Source organism: Mesorhizobium sp. M0040 (assembly GCF_040323505.1).
Lineage (GTDB): Bacteria > Pseudomonadota > Alphaproteobacteria > Rhizobiales > Rhizobiaceae > Mesorhizobium.
This window is the reverse complement of the sequence record NZ_JAMYVA010000049.1, coordinates 17,964-41,691: the sequence shown is the minus strand read 5'-3', so window position 1 is coordinate 41,691 and position 23,728 is coordinate 17,964. Positions and strand designations below refer to the sequence as shown.

The following is a 23,728-nucleotide window of genomic DNA, read 5'->3' as shown; positions in this document are numbered from 1 at the left end:
GCTTCCTCGACGGTGATGACGCCCTCATTGCCGACCTTCTGCATCGCTTCCGCGATCATCGAGCCGACCGACACGTCGCCATTGCCGGCGATGGTGCCGACCTGGGCAACCTCTTCCGAGGTCTTGATCTTCTTGGCGTTCTTGATCAGCGTCGCGACGACGTCGGCGACGGCGAGGTCGATGCCGCGCTTGAGGTCCATCGGGTTCATGCCGGCGGCAACCGACTTGTGGCCTTCCTGGACGATCGACTGTGCCAGAACGGTCGCGGTGGTGGTGCCGTCGCCGGCGATGTCGTTGGTCTTCGAAGCAACTTCGCGGACCATCTGCGCGCCCATGTTTTCGAACTTGTCCTCAAGCTCGATTTCCTTGGCGACGGTGACGCCGTCCTTGGTGATGCGCGGTGCGCCGAACGACTTGTCGATGACGACGTTGCGGCCCTTGGGGCCGAGCGTGACCTTCACCGCGTCGGCGAGGATGTTGACGCCGCGCAGCATGCGCTCACGAGCGTCGCGGGAGAATTTTACGTCTTTGGCAGCCATTTTTAGCTCCTGGCAGGGGCTTGGATTGAGCCCGAAGATTTAAACGAGGGTGAGGCCGGTATTCAGCCGATGATGCCCATGATGTCGGATTCCTTCATGATCAGAAGGTCTTCGCCATTGAGCTTGACTTCGGTGCCCGACCACTTGCCGAACAGGATGCGGTCACCGGCCTTGACGTCCAGCGGAACGAGCTTGCCGGCTTCGTCGCGGGCGCCGGAACCGACGGCGATGATCTCGCCTTCCTGCGGCTTTTCCTTAGCCGTATCGGGGATGATGATCCCGCCCGCGGTCTTGGATTCGGATTCGACCCGACGAACGACCACGCGGTCATGAAGCGGGCGGAACTTCGACTTTGCCATTTTTTATTCCTCGATGAGAATGGTGAGAACAGTTCCTCCGTCCGGCGGCGCCGGACATGTGGTTAGCACTCATCTTGGGGGAGTGCTAACGTGGCGCTGAAATAGGCTGGCAACTCGCGCGAGTCAAGGCGCCCGGTGAGCATCATCAGGACAATTGCTTCAAACGGATACTTGACTAAGTCAACTAAATCGCTGATCTTGCCGGGAGGAGGATGCCATGACCATTCATGATCACCCAGGCAAGGAGCGGATCGACGCGGTGCGGGCCTTCAACCGCTTCTACACCCGCCAGATCGGGCTGCTCGACGAAGGGCTGCTGAAAAGCACTTTCTCGCTGACCGAGGCGCGGGTGCTCTATGAGCTGGCGCATCGCGATGGCCTGACCGCCACCGACCTTGCGCGCGATCTCGGCCTCGATGCCGGTTATCTCAGCCGGCTGCTGAAGAAGTTCGAGGAGCATGATCTGGTCGAGCGCGCCACGATCGAGGCGGATGCGCGGCGCTCGTCGATCGCGCTGACCAAGGCCGGGCGGCAGGCCTTCGCGCCGCTGAACCAGGGTTCGCACGACCAGGTCGCGGCTTTGCTCGAACGGCTTTCGGTTGCCGAACAGGACAGGCTGGTCAAGGCCATGCAGACGGTGCAGCGTTTGTTGGGCGGAAGCGCCGAGCCCAAAATTCCCTATATGCTGCGGCCTCTGCAAGTCGGCGACATCGGCTGGATCATTCATCGCCAGGGCCTGCTCTACGCGCAGGAATATGGCTGGGACGAAACCTATGAAGCGCTGGTCGCCGAAATCCTCGGTGCCTTCGTCAAATCCTTCGATCCGAAATGGGAACGCAGCTGGATCGCCGAGCGGGAAGGGGAGGTCGTCGGCTCGGTCTTCGTCGTGCGCCAGTCGGACGCGGTGGCGAAGTTGCGCCTGCTCTATGTCGAGCCGTCGGCGCGCGGCCTCGGCATCGGCAAGCGGCTGGTCGAGGAATGTGTCGGCTTTTGCCGCGCCAGGGGTTACAGGACACTGACGCTGTGGACCAACGGCGTGCTCGCCGCCGCTCGCCACATCTATGAGGCTGCGGGCTTTAAATTGACCAACGAGGAGCGCCACCATTCCTTCGGCAAGGATCTGGTCGGCCAGAACTGGAATTTGGAGCTGTAGCAGCGCCGCAGAATTTCGAGCATCGGCCTGGGGCGGTCGCTCAGGTCGCAGGCTTAATGTTTTGGTTCAAGCGAAAGAAATTGGTGGGATCATACTTGTTCTTTAGTGCGGCCAACCTCGGATAATTCTCGCCGTAAGCCGCCAGAACCCGATCAGTGCCCTCTTCGCCGAGATTATTCGCGTAGACGCCGCCGGTCGAGAACGGTCTCATTGCATCCCACAGGTCGCGCGCCCATCGGATGTGCGTTTCGTCGTCAGACGGATTGTCCCAGATCGATATCGGGAAGCAATCGTAAAGTGCATCTCTGTTGGCGTAGGGCGTTCCGTCCATCGGTACTCGCGAGATGGCGCCGCCAACCTGCTGCAGGACTAGAAGCGATTCGCTGGGTGCAGTCATGTAAGCCGCAAGCATGGTATCGATCGCCTGATCTGTGATTTCGCGCATGAACTGCGCCTTCCAGTAGTAGCGCCGCCCGCGCGGAAAGAGGCTGTCCCCGGCCGATTGGATTTGAAGATAGGGGACAGGAGCAATCCGGCGCTCAACTGGCGTGCCATACTCTCTCAGAGGTTGAATGATTTGCTGGCCTTCGTCGAGTGGGCCGATGTAGCACGCCGATATGCTGAAGAAGCGTTCGCCCGAGGGCGCCGTCACAAGTGCTGCATCCAGGCTCAGCTCATCCGGGGCGCCGCTCGAGAACGCACGATAGAACCGCATCGCTTCGCGTGCCTCTTCGTAGCGGTATAGCATCGATCCCGCGATGAGGAGCGGACCCACGGGATGGAGCTTGTATTCGAAGGTGGTGACTATTCCGAAATTGCCGCCGCCGCCCCGAATGCCCCAGAACAAATCTGCATTTTCGGCCGCGTTTGCCGTGAGCAACCGGCCGTCCGCCGTCACGATTTCGACAGCGACAAGGTTGTCGCAGCTCAGTCCATGTTTGCGGCCAAGCTTGCCGAACCCGCCGCCGAGTGTCAGTCCGGCTATGCCGGTATCCGCGTTGACACCCATGGTCGTCGCAAGACCATGGACCTGTGTGGCTGCGTCGAACTCGCCCAGGTTCAGGCCGGCTTCTGCGCGCGCAACACGGCGGATCGGGTCGACTTCGATCCGCTTCATGCGTGACACATCGATCACCAAGCCGCCGTCGCATACCGAACTGCCGGCGACGTTATGACCACCGCCGCGGACGGCGACGAGGAAGCCTTGCGATCGGGCGAAGTTGACGGCCGTGACGACATCGCTGGATTCGGCGCAATAGAAGACAGCCGCCGGCCTCTTATCGACCATGCCATTCCAAACTCTGCGCGCCTGGTCATAGCCAGGGTCGTCCGCAAGGATCAGATCGCCGCTAATCGCCTGCCTGAGCCGGGCGATATCTGGCGCCTGCAACGTCGGCTCGGAACCGTCTATAAGCTTGAACATGCTCATCGAGGGATACCCTTCGTGATCCAGCACGGTTGGACAGGCCGCTGTCGTTCACCGGATCATAATGATCTCATGCGGCGCCATTCGCTGCAAAATCGAATATCTCAGTCGCTGGATGAGCTAAATTCATCTAAACTGCCTGGATGAGAAAACTTCCGCCGCTCGGGTCGCTTCGCGCCTTCGAAGCCGCTGCCAGGCTGATGAGCTTCAGGAAGGCCGCGACGGAACTCGGAGTGACGCCAACGGCCATCAGCCACCAGATTCGATTGCTGGAGGAGGTCTGTGGGCAACTGCTGTTCCGGCGGCGCCCACGACCGCTCGTGCTCACAGGCGTGGGCGAACGGCTATTCCCGGTAATTTGCAGCGGCTTCGATGCTTTCGCCGCGGCAATAGCATCAGCCTCGGCCGGAGTTGGCCAACGCCCGTTGCGCGTGACGAGCCCAAATGCATTTGCCAGCCGATGGCTGGTTCCGCGCCTGTCGAAGTGGCGCGAACAGCATCCGAACATTCCACTGGAGATCATCGGGACAGACGCCGTTCTGGACCTGCGAGCCGGTGACGCCGACGTCGCGATCCGCTATGCGCGCAGGATGCCGCGGGATGTTCCCGCGCAGGAAATTTTTCGGGACGCATTCTTTCCGGTATGCAGCCCGGAGCTGTTCGCAGGAGGCGACCGACAGATCGAGCGCGCCGCCGATCTGCTGCAATACCCGCTCATCCATTTCAATTGGACGAACCGCGACCCGGAAGCGCCGACTTGGCAACGATGGCTGGCGATCGCACGCTCGATCGATCCCAGCATCCCCAATGCCAACCAGGCATGGGACCTAAGCTTCCGCGAAGAGCTGCACGCGATTGACGCGGTAGCGGCAGGCCAAGGTATCGCTATCTGCAGCGATGTGGTCGTCAGTGGCGAACTCGAGGCTGGCAGGCTAGTCAAGGCACATGATCTCTGTCTGCCAGGCTATGGCTTTTACCTTGCCTGCGTACCCAATCACCCCCGACAAGCGCATATCGAAGCGTTTTCCGCCTGGATGAGATCGATAGTCTGAGCACCTGAACGCCGATCTTCTGCATGCTCGTCACAAGCGCCCGGCGTAATAAATTGCTAACCACGATCGCCCTGCACCGACTGCCATGCACACTTGCCGGCTTCTGGCACAATCCGGCTCCTTGAATTATGAGCACGCTTATTATATATGCCGCTCATGGTTTCCGAAGGCATCGACAGATTGGGCTTTTTGATCCACGACGTGCAGCGCCTGATGCGCAAGCGCTTCGAGGCGCGCGCCAGTGGTTTCGGCCTTTCTTCGGCGCAATGGCGGCTTCTGGTACGTGTCGCCAAGGAGGCGGGTGTCGCGCAGGCGCGGCTTGCCGAGCTTCTCGAAATCGAGCCGATCAGCGTCTCGCGTCTTGTCGATCGCATGGAGGAGGGCGGCTGGATCGAGCGCCGTTCCGACGCAACCGACAGGCGAGTGCGCATGATTTTCCCGACCGCCAAGGCGAACGCGGCCTACACCCACGTCAAGAGCCTTGCCGGCGAGGTTTATGAGGAATCGCTCGTTGGCGTTTCGCCGGAAGATCGCCGCGTCCTGGTCAGGGCGCTGGAGACAATGGTGCAGAATCTTGCAGATGGTGAGACGCCGCCCTCGGAAAAAGTGAAGAATACGGAAGGCGCAGCAGGATGAACGCGGTAGCCAAACTAGATGAGAATGCGGCCAAGCTGGAGATGGAAGCTCCCGCGAAGCCGGCGGCAGCTCCGGTAACGGTCGCTCCGCAGATAGCTCCGGCACCGGTGGCGCCGAAGAAGAAGCGCCGTGCCGGCCGCTTCCTTTTGATGTTTGTGCTGCCCGCTGCGTTGATCGCCGGCGGCAGCTATGTCTGGGTGACCGGCGGCCGCTATCAGGAGACCGAGAACGCCAATCTGCAGCAGGCCAAGGTGTCGATAGCCGCCGATACGGCGGGCCGCATCGTTCAGGTCGATATTTTCGACAACCAGTCTGTCAAGCAGGGCGACGTGTTGTTCGCTATCGCTCCCGAGCCCTACCGGATCGCATTGGCCCAGGCCGACGCGGCGGTGGCCGGCGCACGGCTCAATGTCGAGCAGTTGCGTGCGGCCTACAGCCAGGCGCTGGCGCAGGAGAAGTCCGACGAAAGCCAGGTCCAGTACGCGCAGTCGCAATATGACCGCGCCGCCGACCTTGCCCAGAAGGGCATCAACGCCAAGTCGTCTCTGGACGAAGCCAAGAACGACCTCGACAAGGCGAAGCAGCAGCTGGCCGTGGCCCAGCAAGGGATCGTCAGCGCCAAGGCGGCACTTGGCGGCAATCCCGACATCGAGACCGACAAGCATCCAACGGTAATGGCGGCGCTCGCCGCACGCGACAAGGCGGCCTACGATCTGGTCCAGACTACGGTCAAGGCACCTGCCGACGGCATCATCAGCCAGGCCGCTTCGTTCAAGGTCGGCCAGTATGTCGGTTCGGGCACGCCGCTGTTTTCGCTGGTCGAGACCGGCGACACCTGGGTCGACGCCAATTTCAAGGAAACCCAGCTCACCAACATGAAACCCGGCCAGAAGGCCGAAATCATGGTCGATACTTATCCGGGCAAGACGTTCGAAGCCACCGTCAAGGCGATCGGCGCCGGCACCGGCGCCGAGTTCTCGCTGCTGCCCGCGCAGAACGCTACCGGCAACTGGGTCAAGGTCACGCAGCGCATTCCGGTCCGCCTGGAATTGACCGATGCCGACGCCAAGGCGGCGCTGCGCACCGGCATGAGCGCGACCGTCACGGTAGACACCGGCGTTTCCCGCGGGCTGCCGAGCATTTTCCGCCGCGCCACGGCAGGCGAGGCCAGGTAAAGAGGCCTGGTAGCGGCCGCATAGCAAACAGCGAGATGGATGCAGGATTGGTCCGAGGGAGGCGCAGGAAAAGTTGAATGCGTAGACGGGCTGCGCTGTAGCCTGCCTGAGCAGACAACGCCGCGCAGGATCTTCGGTCCTCAGGTTTCCGGGCGGCAGGCGCCCGCTTGTGGAGACGCTCAGTCGATGTAACCCCCACATCGATGCTCGCGTCCCACCGCGATGAGGGTCTCTCTACAGCGAGGGCCTCGCCGTCCGGAAACCTAATGTACACGTTTTTGTTACCTGCTGGAAGTTTTAGGTCATGAGCAGCCCAGAACCCTTTCGCGAAGTACCGCACCGCGGCCTGATCACAGTTGCGCTCATGCTTGCGACGATCATGCAGGCGCTCGACACGACGATCGCCAACGTTGCGCTGCCGACCATGACCGGCGATCTCGGCGCCTCCCCCGACAACATCAACTGGGTGCTGACCTCCTACATCGTTGCCGCGGCGATCATGACGCCGGTGACCGGCTGGCTTGCCGACCGCTTCGGCCGCAAGGAGCTGTTCCTGACGGCCGTGGTCGGTTTCACCGTCTTTTCAATGCTGTGCGGCATCGCCTGGAGCCTTGAGACCATCGTTTTGTTCCGGCTCATGCAAGGCGTGTTCGGCGCCGCCATCGTGCCGCTGTCGCAGACCTTCCTGCTCGACATCAACCCTAGGGAACGCCACGGCCAGGCCATGGCCATCTGGGGCGCGGGCATCATGCTGGGACCAATCCTTGGCCCGACGCTGGGTGGCTGGCTGACCGAGAATTTCAACTGGCGCTGGGTGTTCTTCATCAACCTGCCGGTCGGCATCATCGCCTTCCTTGGCATGGCCGCATATCTTCCCAGCGTCGCCCGTCGCGTGCGCAGCTTCGATTTCTTCGGCTTCGCCATGCTCTCGCTCGGTGTCGGCGCGCTGCAGCTGATGCTCGATCGCGGCGGCGAGGTCGACTGGTTTTCCTCGATCGAGATATGGATCGAGCTTGGTGTTTCCATCACCGGTTTCTGGGTATTCACCATCCACACGTTGACGGCGGAGCACCCCTTTATCGACCCGAAGATCTTCCTCGATCGCAATTTCGTCACCGGGCTCGCGTTCATCTTTGTCATGGGCGTGCTCATCCTGGCGAGCATGTCGCTGCTGCCGCCAATGCTGTCGACCATCTTCGGTTATCCGACCCTCACCATAGGCATCGTCTTGGGCCCGCGCGGTGTCGGCACGATGATCGCGATGCTGTTCGTCGGGCGGATCATGCACAGGATCGATGCCAGGATCCTCGTCGTCATCGGCTTCCTGCTGACCGCGCAATCGCTCTACACGATGTCGAGCTTTTCGCCGCAGATGGACAACTGGCTTATCCTCAGTTCCGGCGTGATCCAGGGCCTTGGAATGGGAATGGTGTTCGTGCCGCTGTCCACCGTGGCTTTCGCCACGCTCGACGCACGCTTCCGCACCGATGCAACGGCGCTGTTCAGCCTGGTGCGCAATCTTGGCTCGTCGATCGGCGTATCGGTGGTGACGGTTCTGCTGGTACGCAACACGCAGATCAACCACGCCGAGCTCTCGGCCTATATCAATCCGTTCAATCCCAACCTCTGGGCGGCATCGCCGGCAGCGGCGGGCGGCGATCCGACGGCGCTGTCGCTGATGGATCGCATGGTCAATATCCAGGCGATGATGATCTCCTACGTCAATGACTTCAAGCTGCTGATGATGATGACACTGCTTGCTGTCCCCTTTGTTTTCCTGCTGCGCAAGCCAAAGGCTGCGCCGCCCGCCGGTGGCGCGCCTGCCGCGCATATGGACTAAGTCTCACGGCTCCGGCACCGCGACCGGCTCACGGCTTCCGTTGCCTGTGCCGGTAGCGTCGGCGTTGAGCCAGGTTCACCTGCCATTAGTATATCCGGACCAATATGCAGTCGCTTTTGGGTTGAAGGCGAGCCTCCTTTGCTTGCCTCAAGCATCAGCGGGAGGAATTGTGTTTGGCCACGAAGTCATCCAGGCAAACCGCCGACGCGCCCGAATCCGCAAATTTGACGACGCTGGCACAACTGGCGACTGCCTCATATGAGGCCCTCGAGCGCGAGCTTCGCGCCACGATTGCGGCACTTCAGGACCAGGCACTGCGGTTCCAGACCGCGATAGAGAACATCTCGCAAGGCATCTGTTTCTTTGATGCCGATGAACGGCTGATCCTGTGCAATCGACGCTATGCGGAAATCTATCGCCTTGCACCGGAGCAATTGCAGCCGGGTGCGGCGCTGCGCGAAATCGTCGAGCGGCGCGTCGCTGTCGGAACCTCGGCAATGAATGCGGACGCTTATCTGGCGTTGGCCCGGGCAGTCAATTCGGGCACGGCTTCGGGGAACTGGACAGCCGAGCTCGCCGATGGCCGGACAATTCAGGTCTGCCATCAGCCGATGCCTGACGGCGGCTGGGTGGCCACGCATGAGGACATCAGCGAGCTCAGCGCCAACCGCTTGGTCGTCGACGAGCGTATCTCCTTGCAGACGCTGATCGACCTGGTGCCTGACTACATGTGGGTGAAGGACACCGAAAGCCGCTTCGTCGTCGCCAACCGAGCCATTGCGTCCGACAGCGGTCGAGACAGCACGAGCGACATGATCGGTCTGAGCGACTTCGACCTTCACGCGCCGGATCTTGCGCAGAAATTTCGCCTCATCGAGCAGCAACTGATGCGCGACGGACAGCCGATGATCGACGAGGAGGAGTTCGTCGTCGATGCGTCAGGCACCGGCAAATGGTTCCTGTCTACGAAACTGCCGTTGAGCAACGTTCAGAACAACATTTTCGGCCTCGTCGGCATTGCCCGCGACATCACTGCGCGCAAGCAGGCCGAAATCCTTCGCGACGGGCAGGCGCATATCCTCGAGATGATCGCAAAGAGCGCTCCCCTCGAAGACGTGCTCGAGCGGCTCATGCGTCTGGTCGAGTCCCAACTGGCGGGGATATTCGGTTCGGTCTTGCTGCTCGACAAGGATGGCAGCCACTTGCGCCACGCCGCCGCGCCGAGCCTGGCGAGAGACTACACCGACGCCGTCGACGGCGCCGCGGTAGGCCCAAGGGCAGGGTCTTGCGGTACCGCAGTCTATCGGCGCGAGCCGGTGATTGTCGCTGACATCATGCAGGATCCGCTTTGGCAGGACTATCGCGAACTCGCGCGGCCACACGGTTTGCGTTCATGCTGGTCGACGCCGATCCTGTCGCATCAGGGCGCCGTGCTCGGCGTTTTTGCGATGTATTCTATGACGGTGCGCGAACCGACCGAGGCCGAGACTCGCCTCATCGATTTCACCACGCGCATCGCCGGGATCGCCATCGAACGCAAACAGGCCGAAGACCGGATCCACTTCATGGCCAATCATGACGTGCTGACCGGGCTTCCCAATCGCGCCTTGTTGGAGGACCGGCTTTCACAGGCGGTCTTGTACGCCCAGCGATACGATCGCTGGGTGACAGTGGTGTTCATCGATCTGGACAATTTCAAATTCGTCAACGACACGCTCGGCCACAATGCCGGCGACGAGCTCCTGAAGATCGTCGCAAGTCGCATGGTCGACTGCGTCCGGGCGACCGATACCGTCGTGCGACTTGGCGGCGACGAATTCGTCGTCGTGCTTTTCGACCAGCCGGCGAACGTCGATCTCGTTTCCGAGACCTTGCAAAAGCTCAGGGCTGCACTCGCCGAGCCGGTTCAGCTCGGAGCGCATCTTGTGCGGGCGACGGCCAGTATCGGCATTGCCAACTATCCCAAGGATGGAACGGATCCCGATATGCTGCTGGCAAATGCCGATGCGGCCATGTATCGCGCCAAGGAGTTCGGCCGCGATAATTTCCAGTTTTACGCTCCGGAGTTCAACACCAGGGCGCATGAAAAATTCGTGCTTCAGGAAGAGTTGCGAAACGCCTTGGCACGTTCGGAATTCACGCTGCTCTACCAACCGCAGGTGGACCTTCGGTCAGGTCGGGTTTTTGCGGTCGAGGCGCTGATACGCTGGAACCACCCAACGCTTGGCACGGTAATGCCGACGATGTTCATCCCGACCGCCGAGGAGACAGGTCTGATCGTACCGATCGGCGACTGGGTTCTGCATGAGGCGTGCCGGCAGAACAAAGCCTGGCAAGACGCAGGACTGCCGCCCTTGACCGTTTGCGTGAATGTGTCGGCGCGGCAATTCAGGGAGCGCAACCTGATCGATCGCATCGTCAGCGCGCTGAAGGACAGCGGCCTGGAGGCCAGGTATCTCGAGCTGGAGGTGACCGAGAGCCTTATCATGCAGGATATCGAGCTGGCGGTCGCCACCATGAACGCCCTGCAAAGCCTGGGTGTCCAGATCTCGATCGATGATTTCGGCACCGGCTATTCCAGCCTCAGCGCACTCAAGACCTTTCCCGTGGCGCGGCTGAAGATCGACAAGTCCTTCATCAAGGATCTCGCCGCCGACGAGAACGATCAGGCTGTGGCCAGCGCGGTGATTTCATTGGGGCAAAATCTCAACCTGAGGGTCATCGCCGAGGGCGTTGAGACAGATGATCAGGTGGCTTTCCTGCGCAGGAACAATTGCGACGAAATGCAGGGCTATCATTTCAGCAGGCCGGTTTGTGCGCAGGACGTCGAGGAATTGCTCGGCGGCGGCCGCAAAGACTGACGGGTCGGCCATCCTGCAGGCTTCCGCCGACCAAATGGCGGAAGTTATCTGCCGAGCACAAGGCACCAGTAGCGAAGCGTGCTGTCGCGGCCGTCGCGCACATAGGCGAGGCCGAAGCGGGTGAAGCGCGGGTCGAGCATGTTGCGGCGGTGGCCTGGCGAATGCACCCAGATATCAAACAGCTTCTGCTGGTCGAAGCGGCCTTCGGCGATGTTTTCGGCGGCAGCGCCGGCAATGCCATTGTCTTTGACGCGCGAGGCAAAGTCCTTGCCCCAGCCGGTGGTGTGGTTCATTCGGCCGCCGCGCGCCATATAGCCGGCCTGCTGCAGCGCCGCCTGCTCGAGCGGCGCATCGGGGACAAGCGGCCCGAGACCCGCCGAAGCGCGGATGCCGGCCAGCGTGCCTGCGGCGGAGGCAGAGACACCGGCGCCTTCGCCGGTGGGCAGCACGGTGGCGCAGGCGACGAGCCCGGCAAGGGCGCCAAGGCCGGCAGCTCTGAGCAGCACGCGCCTGCTTAGGCTTGGTTGGGCCTCATAATTTTCGATTTTCGTAACGGTCATGCCCGCCTGACATAACCGCGATCATGGCTTTTGCCGGGCAGGGCGGTGAAAATGCGTGATGATGGTTTCGACGTGATGTGTCAGATTGATTTCACTGCTCAATCGAAACAGGCTTGCTCGGATGGCGGCATTCGCCCAGGCGGCTGTTCGGGCTCGATACGCCCAGGGGCTCGATACCCAGTCAGGCATTCACGGACCGAGAGTTTCTTTTGCCCCATCTTTGCGGCTTGACGAGCGCTGGCGAGGTATCCTCGGTTGCAAATTTTCTCTGGGGGATATCGCTTGCAGTGACGACCGGAGCGATTCGTACGCCTGAGCACCAAGCAGCCTCCGGTATTGGTCTTCGAGACGCTGATTGAAATCGTGGACGGTCCGGATCACCGCAAGCGCCGCGTTAGTTGCAACGATTAATTTGGCCCGTCGGTCGTTCGGATCATGCGAGCGCCGAACATAACCGAGGCGCTCCAGTTCATCGATCAACTCACCCATCGATGCTTTGCCAATGCCCGCACGCTCTGCGAGGACGCTGGGTCGGGTTCCCTCCGCGTCGATGTTGGCGAATACAGCGCCGTGTTTGGGCTTGATTGCCGAATGGCCGCTCTCCCGGAGAACCTGGACCAAAGCGCTCGCCGACGATTGATAAGCATAGAGAAGCAGAGACTGCGTGTATGGCTGATTATCCATCTTTCCAAACTTATATGGTGCCCATATAGTATGGCAACCGAACTATATGACAGGAGATCAGCATGGCTACGGGCAACGTCCGAACTGAAGGGGTGGAAAGTGTCGCGCACAGGCTGATCGAAGCTTGGAATCGTCACGATGCTCGCGCCTTTGCCGCCGTATTCGCGGCAGATGCCGAGTTTACAAACGTCTTCGGTATGCAGGCGACTGGGCGTGACAAGATCGAGCAGTTCCATGCCCCAATTTTTGAGAAGATGTTCAAGCACAGCCATCTATCCGCCGAAAGCGTGCGGAACAAGCTTGTTCGCCCTGATGTTGCCACGCTCAACCTGCGGTGGTCCATGACTGGCGCGCTCGATCCGATGGGAAACGAATGGCCGCGTCGGCGCGGATTAATCAGCGTAGTGGCGACGCGGGATCATGACAAATGGTTGATTGCAACGATGCACAATATGGAACTTGGGGACGATCAAATGGCAAAGTCTCAGGAGAAACTTCAAGAGGATAAGTAGGCTCTTCGTTCACGTCAGGATCGAAAGCGACAGCCAGCCAGCATGGTCAAGCCGATCTGATCGGGCAACGAGATCGAACGGCGGGTCAGGTGATCGGGATTGGCGAGTTATGCTACAGGAGTTGGTGCCGGATGGCGGTGCCTTGTCCCGGTTTGGCTGGCCACAATGGCGCGCGCCATAGCCGGTCGCCTTGGTCTAGCGGAATCTAATGTATGAACGGCTTGGAGCGCTCTGGGCTCTCGCCGGCGTTTTTTGCGGCGGTGATCGCCGGTCGGCTATTCCGCCGCCACGAGTTTGGCTTCCGGCGTCGATGTAGCCCGGTCGGCCCGATCGTCCTCGGTATCTTCCCACCAATCGCCCAGGGCGTCGATGAGCGGCACAAGCTTGAGACCGGGCTCCGTCAGGTCGTAATCCACGTGTAGCGGATAGCCGGCATGCGCTGTTCGCCGCACAATCCCGGCTTCCTCCAGCTTGCGTAGTTCGAGCGCCAGGATGCGGTGCGACACTGTCGGATTGTCACGCCTCAGGTCGCTGAAGCGCTTGGTACCGTCCTTGAGATAATAGAGCAGCAAGGTGGGCCAGCGACCGCTGAGCACACGCATGGTCTCCTCGATCGGGCAGCGTGAGACGACATCTTTCATGGCGGGGACCTGGTTACAGAATAGTGCGTAATTTACATGGGGCGACCAGCGTTTAGGGTTAAGTTTCGCTGCGCAGCGTGACCCCTAACATGGAAGAGAGAAAGAAATGGAACCTATTCTCCTTTACGGCTTCCCGCTGGGAAGTTCGATGGGGCTTGTCGCTGCATTTGAACGCGTCGGACAACCCTACCGCCTGTGTCGCGTCGATATGCTCACTGAGATGAAGAACGACGCCTATGCCAGCATCAACGGCCGTCAGGAAACGCCGGTGTTGATCACGGACGAGGGCAGGGTGCTCACCGAGACCATGGCGATTGCCGCCTGGCTCGAAGCCCGCGACACGCAACGCCTTATCAGCTTCGATCCTCGCTCGCCGGAGGGCGACCGGATGCATCAGCTGATGGCTTTCGTGAACACCGGTTTCACCGCCGCTTTCACCCCGCTCTGGGCGGCATATGAAATGGAGTCGGCCGAACCGGTGCTGCTGGCGACCTTGCGTGATTTCGGCCGCAAGGTCGTTACCAACCGCCATGACCAGCTTGAGGCGATGATCCTCGACACGGATTTCCTGGTCGGCGACCGGCTGACGCTTGCCGATACCACGCTGATCGGCGTGGCGCGCTGGGCGGAGTTCCACCAGGCGGTCGACGGCGCCGCTTATCCCAGGGTGGCGGCGCTACGCCGCCGCATCGAAGCCGATCCGGCCGTGCGATACGCGCTCGTTGTCGAGGCTGGCGAAAAGCCCGCCGGGTCAGGCGCTTGCCTCGGTCACGTGCCGCTGGCCGAGGTGATCGATCGCTTCGCGGCCTAATCCGCTCGTTCAGCCGCCCGGCGCCCCGGCGCCGGGCGGTGGCGACAAGCACGCCGGGATCCGCTATCATACGGGCGTTCTTGAAGTGGCAGCTGCGGGCGGCCATCCTGGCGGTGACCGCCCCGACACACGGGAGAAAGGTTATGGCCGGCTTTCATGTAATGGCGGACGCACGTGGAATGCATGTACAGCCCACGGTGCGCCGCATCAGCACCGAGGATCTGATCGATGCGCTCCGTCTCGGCGTAGAGGATTTTTGGGCCAAGCCGTCGCATTATGTGTTCCTGTGCCTGATCTATCCGGTGGTCGGCCTGATCCTGACGCAGTGGACCTCGGGCTCGAACGCCATCCAGCTCATCTATCCGCTGATGTCCGGCTTCGCTTTGGTCGGTCCGTTCGCCGCTATCGGCCTTTACGAAATCAGCCGCCGGCGCGAGTTCGGCATGGATACATCCTGGTGGCATGCGCTCGACGTGCGCCACTCCCCGGCGCTGCCCGCGATTGCAGTCATCGGTATCATGCTGGTGGTACTGTTCCTGCTCTGGCTGTTCACCGCGCAATCGATCTACACCAGCCTGTACGGCAATCAGCCTCCGGCCTCTATCGTCGGCTTTATTCGCGAGGTGCTGACGACCAGCAAGGGCTGGACGCTGATCCTGCTCGGCAACCTGGCCGGGTTCGCCTTCGCCGTGATCGTGCTGGCGACGACTGTCGTCGCCTTTCCGCTGCTGCTCGACCGCGATGTCGGCGCGGTCTCGGCAGTCGAGACGTCGGCAAGGGCAGTTATGACAAACCCGCTGCAGATGGCGCTGTGGGGCCTGATGGTCGCCGTGCTCCTGGTCATCGGCTCGATCCCGCTATTTGCCGGGCTTGCCGTCGTCATGCCCATCCTTGGCCACGCGACCTGGCATCTCTACCGCAGGGTGGTCGAACCGGAGCGGGCACAGCAGGTCAGGCGGCCGATGTAGGACCGATCAGCGTTGCGCGTCGGTTGCCATCTTGACGGCCAGCGCGGTCAGCACCGTGCCCATCATCCAGCGCTGGATCACCAGCCATAGCGGCCGCCCGGCGAGGAAGATGGCGATCGAGCTGGCCGTCACCGCGATGATGGCGTTGACGGTCAGGCTGATCGCGACCTGCGTGGCACCGAGCACCAGAAGCTGCGACAGCACGTGGCCCTTGCCGGGGCTGATGAATTGCGGCAGCAGCGACAGATAGAGCACTGCCACCTTCGGGTTGAGCAGGTTGGTCATCAGGCCCATGGCGAACAGCTTGCGCGGCCTGTCTTTCGGCAGTTCGCGGATCTGGAAGGGCGAGCGCCCGCCGGGCTTCACCGCTTGCCAGGCGAGCCACAGCAAATAAAGCGCGCCGGCAAGGCGCAGCACATCATAGGCAAAGGGCACGGCGAGCAGCAGCGCGGTGATGCCGAACGCCGCCGACAGCACATAGAACAAAAAACCGAGCGCCACACCGCCCAGCGAGATCAGCCCGGCCTTCGGCCCTTGCGACAGCGAGCGCGAGATCAGATAGATCATGTTCGGGCCGGGCGTCAGCACCATGCCGAGGCAGACCAGCGCAAAGGCAAGGTGGTTGGCGGGTTCAGGCAAGAGCGCATCTCCGGGTGGGGACACTCACCACATGCTTCCATCACCCGCAAGGGCATGACGGCAGGAGCCTTTGCGCCAGCGCGCCGGGCCCCCTGCCTTAGTTGCCAATCCCATCGCCTTCAGCCGACGATGCGCAGGTTCGACAATTCGTTGGCGATTTCCTTGAAATTGTCGGACAGCGTCGCGCCCGTCGCATTCCAGAACAGCTTGGCCGGCTTGCTCGGGTCCGCCGGATCCTTGCGGAAGCGCGAATCCGAGGAACACGCCTTCAGCGCATCGATTGCCTTCTTGTCGCCGGCATCTGTGGGCGACAGGTCGAGCGCCACTGTCATCACCAGAATGTTCGAATTCTTTGCATTGGCGCCGAGCGTTTTCATCTGCTCGTCGAGTGCTGCCGTGTAGTTGGCACCGGTATAGGTGGTCTTGCCGATATCGGTGCTGGTATTCATGAACAGGCGGGTTACGCTTCCAGATCCCGGATAGGTCAGCCCAGTGTAGCCGTAGGCGGCGTAGGTCGACCTGTTGTTGGCGTAGCTGCCGTCGCTGACGGCACCATAAGTATTGGCTCCGTCGGTCAGCACCACGACCACCTTGTCGTTGCCCCTCTCGCTGTTCGGCCGACCATCGGTGAACGGTGGGTTGCTCGATACAGTTCGCCAGCCCCAGGCAAGGCCCTCCGGCACGTTGGTGTTGCCGTTCGGCGCCATGGCGTCGATGGCGTCCTTGATCTCCTGCTTCTCTGCGTCCTGGCTGACGTCCTTCAACGGCGTGATCGGGTTGGTGGTGCAGGAGGAATTCGGCCCATCGCCCGCGGCTGCGGATTGCGAACCGTATGGTTTTACCAGGAAATATTTGCGCATGTCAGACTGGCGCTGGGAAGCCGTAGGACCGGCGACATAGGGCCAATCGGCCCACCAGTTGTTGCCGTAATTGTAGGACGTGCTGATGACGTCGTTGATGCCGTCACGGTTGAAATCGAGCCACAGAGTGCCAGCCTCATCCGGGGCGAACATCGGCACGAAAAGCGTGGCCGGCGCGGCTGTATCGGGCGTGGTGTCGTCGACATTGTAGGGATATGGCCGTGCTTCGACGCAACCTTGCCAGCTCGCATAGCGGCTTGTGGTGTAGATATATTCCGGTGCGCTCCAGTGGCCGTACTGGCAGGTGCCGTTCTTCTTGTATGTGTCGCAGACATATTGCTTCGAATTGGGTACCTCTTCGCGGCCCGATTCGACCGTCATGTCGGCGTAGAGGCTGAAACGCGTCAGCGGCTGGTCCTTGGTCTCGCCCCAGCCGGTGCCGCGCTTGTACCAGACGCCGTTGAGCTTCTCGGCATATTTGTCCGGATTGTTGGCGGCACTCATCGTCGTCCAGTCGAAATCCTCGTGCTGGATCGGGGAGATGCCGTCCTGATCCATCCAGCCGTCCTGGTCGTGGGTAGGGCCGACATTGACCGAGGCCGCAAACGGCACGAGAGAAAACTGCACCGGTTTGGTGATCTGCTTCATCTGCTGCGCCTGAAGCGCCAGCGTATCGACAAGCTGCTTGGCGGCCGACTTCAGCAGGTCTATTCGCTTCTCGCCGGTGCCGGAGCCGAGATCGCTCATCGAGCCGGAATTATCCAGTACAAGCGCGACTTCGAGGGTGTTCTTGAGGCGGAGTTCCGAACATTCGGTGAAGGTCGTGTCGCTTGCCGTGCCGCCGATCAGCAGGCTGGCGGCCGGTAGAAAATAGGGGTGGAAGGTGAGGCCGGCGCAGAGCTTCAAGGTGCCGCCGCCGGCATTGTTGTTGGGCAGCGTGACGGTCAGCGTTGTGTTCGCCGGGTCGATACGTGCGAGATTGGTTTCGAAAAATGTCTTGGCGTAGGCCTTGACGTCGTCGTCGCTGGCGCCGGCAACGATCTGCTGGGCAGCGGCGAGGCCGGCCGCATCAAGTGCGTTCAGCGTTTCGTGCTTTTGGCGCAGCAACTCCCCGTAATCGACACTGAGCGCCAGACCGGCCATCAGCGGCACAATGGTGATTGCAGTCATTAACGAGTAGTTGCCACGTCTGTCGTGTCGGAATTCACCGATTATTGCCTTCAGCATTCCCGCCCGCCCCATTTCTCCCGGACGATGCCATGCATGTTTAAATTTCCGATTGCTGAAATGCGTTCAAGGTCGACACGGTTTTTCAATGCCCGTTAACCACACGTCCTCGCCGGCGTCCCCGGGCGGCAATCTTGCGGGCACAACGAAAGCTGGTGACAGAGCGAAATGCTTCGGTTAATCCGGGCCGGCCGCTACGGACCGTCGGTCGCGGCGCTTGCAAGCATCATAGTACAGGGACAACGGCATGGCGGATTCGCCCGACATCATTGGTTCGCTCGCAGACCTGTCGGGAGTCTATTCAGCCATCCTGTGCGATGTCTGGGGCGTGGTGCACAATGGCGAATGGCATTTCCCGGCGGCGGCTGCCGCGCTGATCGCTGCTCGCGCGGCGAAAATACCTGTCGTGCTGATCACCAATTCGCCGCGTCGCAGCGCCGACGTGGTGGCACAGATGAACGCCATCGGCGTTCCTCCCGCCGCCTACGACCGTGTCGTGACGTCCGGCGACGTTACCCGCGACCTGATCGCCGAAGGGCCGCGAAAGATCTTCCATATAGGCGCCGATCGGGATTTCACGCTCTATGAGGGCCTCGACGTCGAACTCGTCGAGGAGTTCGAAGCATCCGGCGTGGTCTGCACCGGCCTGTTCGATGACGAGGTGGAGAAGCCGGAAGATTATGCCGATCTGCTGCAGAGGCTGCGTGCCAGGAACCTGCCCTTCATTTGCGCCAATCCCGACATCGTCGTCGAGCGCGGCGAACGCATGATCTGGTGCGCAGGCGCTTTGGCCCGCGAATACGCACAGCTTGGCGGACGCACGCTGATCGCCGGCAAACCCTACGCGCCGGTCTATGACGTCGCCATGAAGGAGATCGCCGTCATTCTCGGCCGCCCGGTCGAGCGTTCGCAAGTTCTGGCCATCGGCGACGGCATGATGACCGACATCAAGGGCGCGGCCGACAATGGCTTCGACGTGCTCTACGTATCGGGCGGCATCCATGCCCGCGATTACGGTGAGACGCTGCAGCCGGATCCGGCCAGGCTCGCGGCCTTCCTGGAAAAATATGGCTACAGGCCGGTCGCGGTGATTCCCAGGCTGCAATAGGTTCAAGCCATGACGGCCATGTTCGAACGCATTTCCGCAACCGCACCGCTGCCGGCCCATCTGCGCGGCGGCGTGGTGGCTATCGGCAATTTCGACGGCGTCCACCGCGGCCACCAGGCGGTGCTCGAACGCGCGCGCGCCGAAGCGGAGCGTCGCGGCGTACCCGCCCTGGTGCTGACCTTCGTACCGCATCCGCGAAAGGTGTTTAGGCCGGACATGCCGTTGTTCGTGCTGACGCCGCCGCCGATGAAGGCGCGGCTGTTGTCGCATCTGGGCTTTGCGGCGCTGGTCGAGCAGCCGTTCACACGCGAGTTCGCCTCCTTGTCGGCGGAGGCTTTCGTCACCGGCGTGCTCGAGCGCAACCTCGGCATAAGCCACGCCGTCACCGGCTTCGATTTCCATTTCGGCAAGGACCGCCAGGGCGGTCCGGCCTATCTGATGGCTGCCGGCGAGCGCCACGGCTTCGGCGTCACGCTGGTGGATGCGTTTCGCGACGAAAGCGCCGAGGTGGTGTCGTCGAGCCGCATACGCACGCTGCTGTGCGAGGGCAATGTGGCCGAGGCCGCCGGCTTGCTCGGCTACCGTTTCACCGTCGAGGCGGAGGTGATCGGCGGCCAGCAGCTCGGCCGGACACTCGGCTTTCCGACCGCAAACATGACGCTTTCGCCGGAAGCCACCCTCAAGGAAGGGATTTATGCCGTCCGCTTCCGCCGCGCCGACGGTTCGCTACGCGATGGCGTCGCCAGCTTCGGCCGCCGGCCGACGGTCGACGACAATGGCGCGCCGCTGCTGGAGACCTTCGTCTTCGACTTTTCCGGCGACCTCTATGGCGAGATTTGTGCCGTGTCCTTCTTCGGCTACCTGCGCTCGGAGGTGAAGTTCGACGGGCTTGACGCGCTGGTCGCCCAGATGAAGCGTGACGAGGCCGAGGCGAAGGCACTGCTCGCCGGCGTCAGGCCGCTTTCCGGGCTGGACGCGGCCATAGCTTTTTAGAGCATGGTCCCGAACCGAAGGTCAGCGCAGCAAAAAGTGGGATCCGGTTTTCCGATTAAGATCATGCTCAACCAGAATTTATCTCTTCAGCGCCAAGCCAAGGGCGATGAAGGTCCAGCCCTGGAAGATCAGGTCGACGGCCAGGAACAGGCCCAGCACCCACACGCTGTTGACCGGCCAGCCCATGGCGATGACCAGTCCCGCCAGCGCGCTGATGACGCCGGCCGCGACCACCCAGCCCCAGCCCGGCTGCGGCCGGTGGCTGTAGCCTACCCAGGCCCTGAGCACGCCTGAGGCAAGCAGCGCGAGCGCCAGGAGGAAGGTCAGCACCGTCGAGGCGAGGACGGGATTGTCGAAGGCGAAGAAGCCGGCGACGGCGTAGAGGAGGCCGCTGAGCAGCCAATAGAAGAAACGGCCCCATGTCTTCACGCCGAAGGCATGGATGATCTCGACAATGCCGGCCATCAGCATCAGCCAGCCCACGACAAAGACCGAGGCGACGGTTGCGATGAACAGATTGCCGAAGGCAATGCCGCCGAAGACAAGCAGCAGCACCCCGAGCGCGACGAACCATCCCCATTTCGCCCGCGTCTGGCTGATCGCATCTTTCAAGGCGTCGCCGTGCAGTGTCATCGCCCTCTCCCTCAAGACTACTTGGCCTTTTTTGTCGGCTTTGAAGGTAACGCCGATAGGCCCTCTCGTAAAGCGAGCAGGCTGTGAGGGTCACACCCATGCTCGGGCGGTACGCCTGCGAGACGTCTGCTTTTGGCAAGAGCAGCCGCTGCGAGTTCATTTCCGTGAAACGTGGGCTTGTGCCTCGTGCCAAACCGGTGGTCACGCTGAGGTTTAGTTGGAGAATAGCTCCTGTCCGCAAAGCGGCCGCAACGTCGAGCTTAGATACAGAGCCCGACCTCCAAATGCCGCAACGCCGGTCGCATCCGCATGTCACAACCTTGCGTCGAGGTCTCAGTAATCGCCGCCTTCGCGATGCAGGGTCGCGACGATTAGCCCGAGCGCGTTGGGCAAGAAGTAGATTGTTCCGCCGAGTTGGTTCGACAGCGGCATGGTCTTGGCCTCCCATGACAGGAAATAGTCGCCGGCGATCACCGTGAAACCGATGCCCCACACCAGGATTGCGCACAGGCAGCCCAGCATCATCCATGCCTTGCCATGAGCGAAATCGCTGCTGCTGCCAACCAACTTGCGCAGCATAAGCACAAGCCCGATCAGTCCGAATATCCCCGCTAGGGTCTCGACGGCCATGATGCCGAGGAGTGCCACAGAGGCAGCCCATGGCATGGTGATGGCACGCCATTGCTGCCATGGGTTGCCGTAGGTGTTGGTCATTTCGATCATCGGCTTCACGGCATTCACCAGAGTGTCTTTGAAGTCGGTTGCATCGTTCAACAGACCGAGAAAACCCCACAGGGTGGGGAACAGCGCCATCACGATCAGCCCCAATCGTCCTACGCTGCGCGGATTGACAAGCCGCTCGGCAGTGGTTCCGGCATACGAATTGTCCGGCATCGGAATTCCCCCTCTTTTGAACCTTGCACCGTCGAGCAAATCGAAAATTGGCTGACACGGCAGCGCACCGCCAATATGGCACGGACGTCGGGCGATTTCTCGTTGATGTTGATCTGGCTGATCGCAAGATGATCGTGGCGCTTGGTTCGTCGCTATATTTGCAAGCGGGCAATCGGTATCTTGTCGATGACGTTTGGCTGTTCGCCTTTCTCGGCGCTTGGCAAGACTGGGGGAGCAAAATGGGCGATGTGGACGAACACCTCGATCTGACAGAGATCAACGCCGTCCGCAGGCTGTTGACGTCAAAACCACGAACGGTCCGCTGGGACGAACGCCGGGCGCGGCTCGACGAAGTCGGTTCGGTCTGGCCGGTCGCGGAGGACATCCGATGCGAGCGCGTGGTTTTCGATGGCCTTGAGGGAGAGTGGTCCCTGGCGCCTGGGAGTGACAGGGATAAGGTTCTGCTCTTTTTCCACGGTGGTGGCTACTGCTCCGGCTCCCTTAAAAGTCATCGTCGAATGGTTACCGAGGCAGGTCGGGCAATGGGAATACGCACCCTCGCGATCGACTATCGCCGCGCACCGGAACATCCTTTCCCTGCGCAACATGAAGACGCACTCACCGCATGGCGCTTTCTGAGCCGGCAAGGCATCGCGTCGGATCGCATCGTGGTTGGCGGAGACAGTGCGGGCGGCAACCTCACTCTGTGTCTGGTCAGTATATTGCGCACGGCAGGCGAGCCGTTGCCGCGATGTCTTTGGCTGGTTTCGCCTTGGACGGATCTTTCGATGTCCGGCACGACACTATCAACCAAGGACGCAATCGACCCTATCATCCACCGGGCGTATTTGGAGGAACTGGCAACGGCCTATGTTCCCAATGGCGTTGGTCGGCGCGATCCGCTGATCTCGCCTTTGTTCGCCGATCTGAGCGGATTTCCCCCAATGCTGATACAAGCCGGTTCGGCCGAGACGCTGTTGTCGGACGCAACTCGGCTCGCCGAAGCCGCTGGCGCGGCTGACGTCAAAGTAGGTCTCGAAATTTGGCCGCATATGATTCACGCTTGGCCGGTTTGGAATGCGGGGTTGAGCGCCGGTCGCCGCGCTCTTCACAGCGCAGGCATGTTTGTCCGCGAATGTTTGTAACCCCTGCCGAGGCAACTGCTATCGTATTCCAAACACTTGATCTGGAATCTTGGTGCGCCAAACAATCGACTGCAACGCGCAACAGGCCGGCCAACGCTGCCGATGTTGCGGATATTAAGTCAAATTTTACCGAACTGGCGCCATGGCTTCAGTCAAGGCTGGTTGTATCGGCCAATGCGTTCGACGTATGGAGTAACGATGCGGTCTGTCCTGACGATCCCGACGGTCTTGGCCGCATTCATGCTCGGCACCTGCGGCGTTGCCAAGGCCGGCGAGGGCACCTTCGGCTGGCTGTCCGGAGACTGGTACCTGACGGTCGGCGCCACCGGCATGGTTGCCCCGAATTTCGAGGGCGGCAAGAAGTACCTGCTCAGTGCCTCGCCGATCATCTCGCTCGGCAAGGCTGGTCCCGCGGCGCGCTTCACCTCGCGCAACGACAATATCTCATTGGCATTGATCGACGATGGCGGCGTCCGCGCCGGCCTGACAGGCAAGTTCCTGTTTTCCCGCGACGGTGGTGACGCCGACGAATTGAAGGGTCTCGACCCGGTGCACTGGGGCGGCGAGGCTGGCGGCTTCTTCGAATTCTATCCTTTGGATTGGCTGCGTGCCCGCGCCGAATTGCGGCACGGCATTCGCGCCCATAACGGCTTTGTCGCCGACATCGCCGCCGACGCCTTTTACGATGTGACGTCCGACGTCAGGATTTCGGCCGGACCGCGCGTTTCGTTCGCCTCATCGGACTATTTCGACGCCTATTACGGCGTTGATGCCAAGGAGTCCCTGGCCTCGGGACTTAGCGAATATCATCCCGGCGGCGGGGTGAAGTCGGCGGGCCTGGGCGGCGCGGTGACCTGGAAGGTGACCGAGCCGATGACGGCCAGTCTGTTCGGCGAATATTCCCGCCTGATGGGCCCGGCCGCCGATTCCAGCCTGGTCAAGGAGCGCGGCTCCAGGGATCAGTTCATGATCGGCGTGTCGACGACCTATCGCTTCGATTTTTCGATGTGAT

At 61.4% G+C, this 23,728-nt stretch carries 23 protein-coding genes; 13 read left to right on the top strand and 10 right to left on the bottom strand.

Annotated elements, in window-relative coordinates; translation table 11 throughout:
- Together NKJ91_RS27785 and groES are read right to left on the bottom strand one after the other, a co-directional pair.
- A partial coding sequence (locus NKJ91_RS27785) for a TCP-1/cpn60 chaperonin family protein (RefSeq protein ID WP_352458073.1) occupies positions 1-539 on the bottom strand: 539 nt, incomplete at its 3' end.
- A 62-nt stretch (positions 540-601) separates the two neighbouring features.
- Positions 602-898: a co-chaperone GroES gene (gene groES / locus NKJ91_RS27780; RefSeq protein ID WP_006203049.1), complete on the bottom strand. Its 297-nt coding sequence runs from the start codon at positions 896-898 to the stop codon at positions 602-604.
- Between the two features lie 217 nt (positions 899-1,115).
- Here groES and NKJ91_RS27775 point away from each other — a divergent pair, with 217 nt between their 5' ends.
- Positions 1,116-2,051 carry a bifunctional helix-turn-helix transcriptional regulator/GNAT family N-acetyltransferase gene (locus NKJ91_RS27775; RefSeq protein WP_352458072.1) on the top strand — a complete coding sequence of 312 codons (936 nt, stop codon included), beginning with the start codon at positions 1,116-1,118 and terminating at the stop codon, positions 2,049-2,051.
- A gap of 40 nt (positions 2,052-2,091) precedes the next feature.
- On the opposite strand, the gene NKJ91_RS27770 is transcribed toward NKJ91_RS27775, so the two are convergent.
- A complete protein-coding gene (locus NKJ91_RS27770; protein WP_352458071.1) occupies positions 2,092-3,480 on the bottom strand; it encodes an FAD-binding oxidoreductase in 1,389 nt (462 codons plus the stop codon).
- 140 nt (positions 3,481-3,620) lie between these two features.
- Between NKJ91_RS27770 and NKJ91_RS27765 the strand changes: the two genes are divergently transcribed.
- The 5 genes from NKJ91_RS27765 to NKJ91_RS27745 all read left to right on the top strand — a co-directional run bounded on the left by NKJ91_RS27765 (position 3,621) and on the right by NKJ91_RS27745 (position 11,041).
- Positions 3,621-4,529: a LysR substrate-binding domain-containing protein gene (locus NKJ91_RS27765; protein ID WP_352458070.1), complete on the top strand. Its 909-nt coding sequence runs from the start codon at positions 3,621-3,623 to the stop codon at positions 4,527-4,529.
- 156 nt (positions 4,530-4,685) lie between these two features.
- Complete coding sequence (locus NKJ91_RS27760) at positions 4,686-5,165, top strand: MarR family winged helix-turn-helix transcriptional regulator (RefSeq protein WP_352458076.1); 480 nt, start codon at positions 4,686-4,688, stop codon at positions 5,163-5,165.
- The gene (locus tag NKJ91_RS27755; protein WP_352458069.1) at positions 5,162-6,340 is read left to right on the top strand and encodes an HlyD family secretion protein; all 1,179 of its coding nucleotides are present in this window, start codon (positions 5,162-5,164) and stop codon (positions 6,338-6,340) included. Before NKJ91_RS27760 ends, NKJ91_RS27755 begins: the two co-directional genes overlap by 4 nt.
- A 304-nt stretch (positions 6,341-6,644) precedes the next feature.
- On the top strand, positions 6,645-8,180 hold the full coding sequence (locus NKJ91_RS27750; protein WP_352458068.1) for a DHA2 family efflux MFS transporter permease subunit: 1,536 nt from the start codon (positions 6,645-6,647) through the stop codon (positions 8,178-8,180).
- Positions 8,181-8,353: 173 nt separating this feature from the next.
- The gene (locus tag NKJ91_RS27745) at positions 8,354-11,041 is read left to right on the top strand and encodes an EAL domain-containing protein (protein ID WP_352458067.1); all 2,688 of its coding nucleotides are present in this window, start codon (positions 8,354-8,356) and stop codon (positions 11,039-11,041) included.
- Positions 11,042-11,085: 44 nt separating this feature from the next.
- Here the strand turns inward: NKJ91_RS27745 and NKJ91_RS27740 are convergent, their stop codons facing one another.
- Positions 11,086-11,601 (bottom strand): CAP domain-containing protein, encoded by a 516-nt coding sequence (locus NKJ91_RS27740; RefSeq protein ID WP_023674330.1) that lies wholly within the window; start codon positions 11,599-11,601, stop codon positions 11,086-11,088.
- A 189-nt stretch (positions 11,602-11,790) separates the two neighbouring features.
- Complete coding sequence (locus NKJ91_RS27735; RefSeq protein ID WP_051406070.1) at positions 11,791-12,285, bottom strand: MarR family winged helix-turn-helix transcriptional regulator; 495 nt, start codon at positions 12,283-12,285, stop codon at positions 11,791-11,793.
- Between the two features lie 62 nt (positions 12,286-12,347).
- Here NKJ91_RS27735 and NKJ91_RS27730 point away from each other — a divergent pair, with 62 nt between their 5' ends.
- Complete coding sequence (locus NKJ91_RS27730; protein WP_352458066.1) at positions 12,348-12,797, top strand: SgcJ/EcaC family oxidoreductase; 450 nt, start codon at positions 12,348-12,350, stop codon at positions 12,795-12,797.
- Positions 12,798-13,072: 275 nt separating this feature from the next.
- Here NKJ91_RS27730 and NKJ91_RS27725 read toward each other — a convergent pair whose 3' ends face one another.
- Positions 13,073-13,438: a winged helix-turn-helix transcriptional regulator gene (locus NKJ91_RS27725; RefSeq protein WP_352458065.1), complete on the bottom strand. Its 366-nt coding sequence runs from the start codon at positions 13,436-13,438 to the stop codon at positions 13,073-13,075.
- A 106-nt stretch (positions 13,439-13,544) separates the two neighbouring features.
- On the opposite strand from NKJ91_RS27725, the gene NKJ91_RS27720 reads away from it, so the two are divergent.
- Positions 13,545-14,249 (top strand): glutathione S-transferase family protein, encoded by a 705-nt coding sequence (locus tag NKJ91_RS27720; protein ID WP_352458064.1) that lies wholly within the window; start codon positions 13,545-13,547, stop codon positions 14,247-14,249.
- Positions 14,250-14,392: 143 nt separating this feature from the next.
- Positions 14,393-15,217, top strand: coding sequence for a DUF2189 domain-containing protein (locus tag NKJ91_RS27715; RefSeq protein WP_352458063.1), 825 nt, complete (start codon positions 14,393-14,395; stop codon positions 15,215-15,217).
- A 6-nt stretch (positions 15,218-15,223) separates the two neighbouring features.
- On the opposite strand, the gene NKJ91_RS27710 is transcribed toward NKJ91_RS27715, so the two are convergent.
- Positions 15,224-15,856, bottom strand: a complete 633-nt coding sequence (locus NKJ91_RS27710; RefSeq protein WP_352458062.1) for a LysE family translocator — start codon at positions 15,854-15,856, stop codon at positions 15,224-15,226.
- Positions 15,857-15,975: 119 nt separating this feature from the next.
- Complete coding sequence (locus tag NKJ91_RS27705) at positions 15,976-17,943, bottom strand: pilus assembly protein TadG-related protein (RefSeq protein WP_502903640.1); 1,968 nt, start codon at positions 17,941-17,943, stop codon at positions 15,976-15,978.
- A 247-nt stretch (positions 17,944-18,190) separates the two neighbouring features.
- Between NKJ91_RS27705 and NKJ91_RS27700 the strand changes: the two genes are divergently transcribed.
- Both NKJ91_RS27700 and NKJ91_RS27695 read left to right on the top strand, forming a co-directional pair.
- The gene (locus NKJ91_RS27700; protein WP_352458060.1) at positions 18,191-19,051 is read left to right on the top strand and encodes a TIGR01459 family HAD-type hydrolase; all 861 of its coding nucleotides are present in this window, start codon (positions 18,191-18,193) and stop codon (positions 19,049-19,051) included.
- Positions 19,052-19,060: 9 nt separating this feature from the next.
- The gene (locus NKJ91_RS27695; protein WP_352458059.1) at positions 19,061-20,044 is read left to right on the top strand and encodes a bifunctional riboflavin kinase/FAD synthetase; all 984 of its coding nucleotides are present in this window, start codon (positions 19,061-19,063) and stop codon (positions 20,042-20,044) included.
- Between the two features lie 78 nt (positions 20,045-20,122).
- On the opposite strand, the gene NKJ91_RS27690 is transcribed toward NKJ91_RS27695, so the two are convergent.
- A complete protein-coding gene (locus NKJ91_RS27690) occupies positions 20,123-20,677 on the bottom strand; it encodes an HdeD family acid-resistance protein (protein ID WP_352458058.1) in 555 nt (184 codons plus the stop codon).
- A 333-nt stretch (positions 20,678-21,010) separates the two neighbouring features.
- Positions 21,011-21,610: a DUF2165 family protein gene (locus NKJ91_RS27685; RefSeq protein WP_352458057.1), complete on the bottom strand. Its 600-nt coding sequence runs from the start codon at positions 21,608-21,610 to the stop codon at positions 21,011-21,013.
- A gap of 200 nt (positions 21,611-21,810) precedes the next feature.
- Here NKJ91_RS27685 and NKJ91_RS27680 point away from each other — a divergent pair, with 200 nt between their 5' ends.
- Both NKJ91_RS27680 and NKJ91_RS27675 read left to right on the top strand, forming a co-directional pair.
- Positions 21,811-22,716, top strand: coding sequence for an alpha/beta hydrolase (locus tag NKJ91_RS27680; RefSeq protein WP_352458075.1), 906 nt, complete (start codon positions 21,811-21,813; stop codon positions 22,714-22,716).
- Between the two features lie 198 nt (positions 22,717-22,914).
- Entirely contained in the window at positions 22,915-23,727 is an 813-nt protein-coding gene (locus NKJ91_RS27675; protein WP_352458056.1) for a MipA/OmpV family protein, read from the top strand.
- Position 23,728: the final 1 nt, after the last annotated feature.

Bases quoted from the DNA above. Each gene is read 5' to 3' on its own strand.
- NKJ91_RS27740 (WP_023674330.1), bottom strand. From the start codon at position 11,601: ATGACCGTTACGAAAATCGAAAATTATGAGGCCCAACCAAGCCTAAGC.
- NKJ91_RS27715 (WP_352458063.1), top strand. From the start codon at position 14,393: ATGGCCGGCTTTCATGTAATGGCGGACGCACGTGGAATGCATGTACAG.
- NKJ91_RS27730 (WP_352458066.1), top strand. From the start codon at position 12,348: ATGGCTACGGGCAACGTCCGAACTGAAGGGGTGGAAAGTGTCGCGCAC.
- NKJ91_RS27760 (WP_352458076.1), top strand. From the start codon at position 4,686: ATGGTTTCCGAAGGCATCGACAGATTGGGCTTTTTGATCCACGACGTG.
- NKJ91_RS27720 (WP_352458064.1), top strand. From the start codon at position 13,545: ATGGAACCTATTCTCCTTTACGGCTTCCCGCTGGGAAGTTCGATGGGG.
- NKJ91_RS27765 (WP_352458070.1), top strand. From the start codon at position 3,621: ATGAGAAAACTTCCGCCGCTCGGGTCGCTTCGCGCCTTCGAAGCCGCT.
- groES (WP_006203049.1), bottom strand. From the start codon at position 898: ATGGCAAAGTCGAAGTTCCGCCCGCTTCATGACCGCGTGGTCGTTCGT.
- NKJ91_RS27690 (WP_352458058.1), bottom strand. From the start codon at position 20,677: ATGACACTGCACGGCGACGCCTTGAAAGATGCGATCAGCCAGACGCGG.
- NKJ91_RS27695 (WP_352458059.1), top strand. From the start codon at position 19,061: ATGACGGCCATGTTCGAACGCATTTCCGCAACCGCACCGCTGCCGGCC.
- NKJ91_RS27700 (WP_352458060.1), top strand. From the start codon at position 18,191: ATGGCGGATTCGCCCGACATCATTGGTTCGCTCGCAGACCTGTCGGGA.
- NKJ91_RS27775 (WP_352458072.1), top strand. From the start codon at position 1,116: ATGACCATTCATGATCACCCAGGCAAGGAGCGGATCGACGCGGTGCGG.
- NKJ91_RS27750 (WP_352458068.1), top strand. From the start codon at position 6,645: ATGAGCAGCCCAGAACCCTTTCGCGAAGTACCGCACCGCGGCCTGATC.
- NKJ91_RS27675 (WP_352458056.1), top strand. From the start codon at position 22,915: ATGCGGTCTGTCCTGACGATCCCGACGGTCTTGGCCGCATTCATGCTC.
- NKJ91_RS27725 (WP_352458065.1), bottom strand. From the start codon at position 13,438: ATGAAAGATGTCGTCTCACGCTGCCCGATCGAGGAGACCATGCGTGTG.
- NKJ91_RS27735 (WP_051406070.1), bottom strand. From the start codon at position 12,285: ATGGATAATCAGCCATACACGCAGTCTCTGCTTCTCTATGCTTATCAA.
- NKJ91_RS27755 (WP_352458069.1), top strand. From the start codon at position 5,162: ATGAACGCGGTAGCCAAACTAGATGAGAATGCGGCCAAGCTGGAGATG.
- NKJ91_RS27705 (WP_502903640.1), bottom strand. From the start codon at position 17,943: ATGCTGAAGGCAATAATCGGTGAATTCCGACACGACAGACGTGGCAAC.
- NKJ91_RS27770 (WP_352458071.1), bottom strand. From the start codon at position 3,480: ATGAGCATGTTCAAGCTTATAGACGGTTCCGAGCCGACGTTGCAGGCG.
- NKJ91_RS27680 (WP_352458075.1), top strand. From the start codon at position 21,811: ATGGGCGATGTGGACGAACACCTCGATCTGACAGAGATCAACGCCGTC.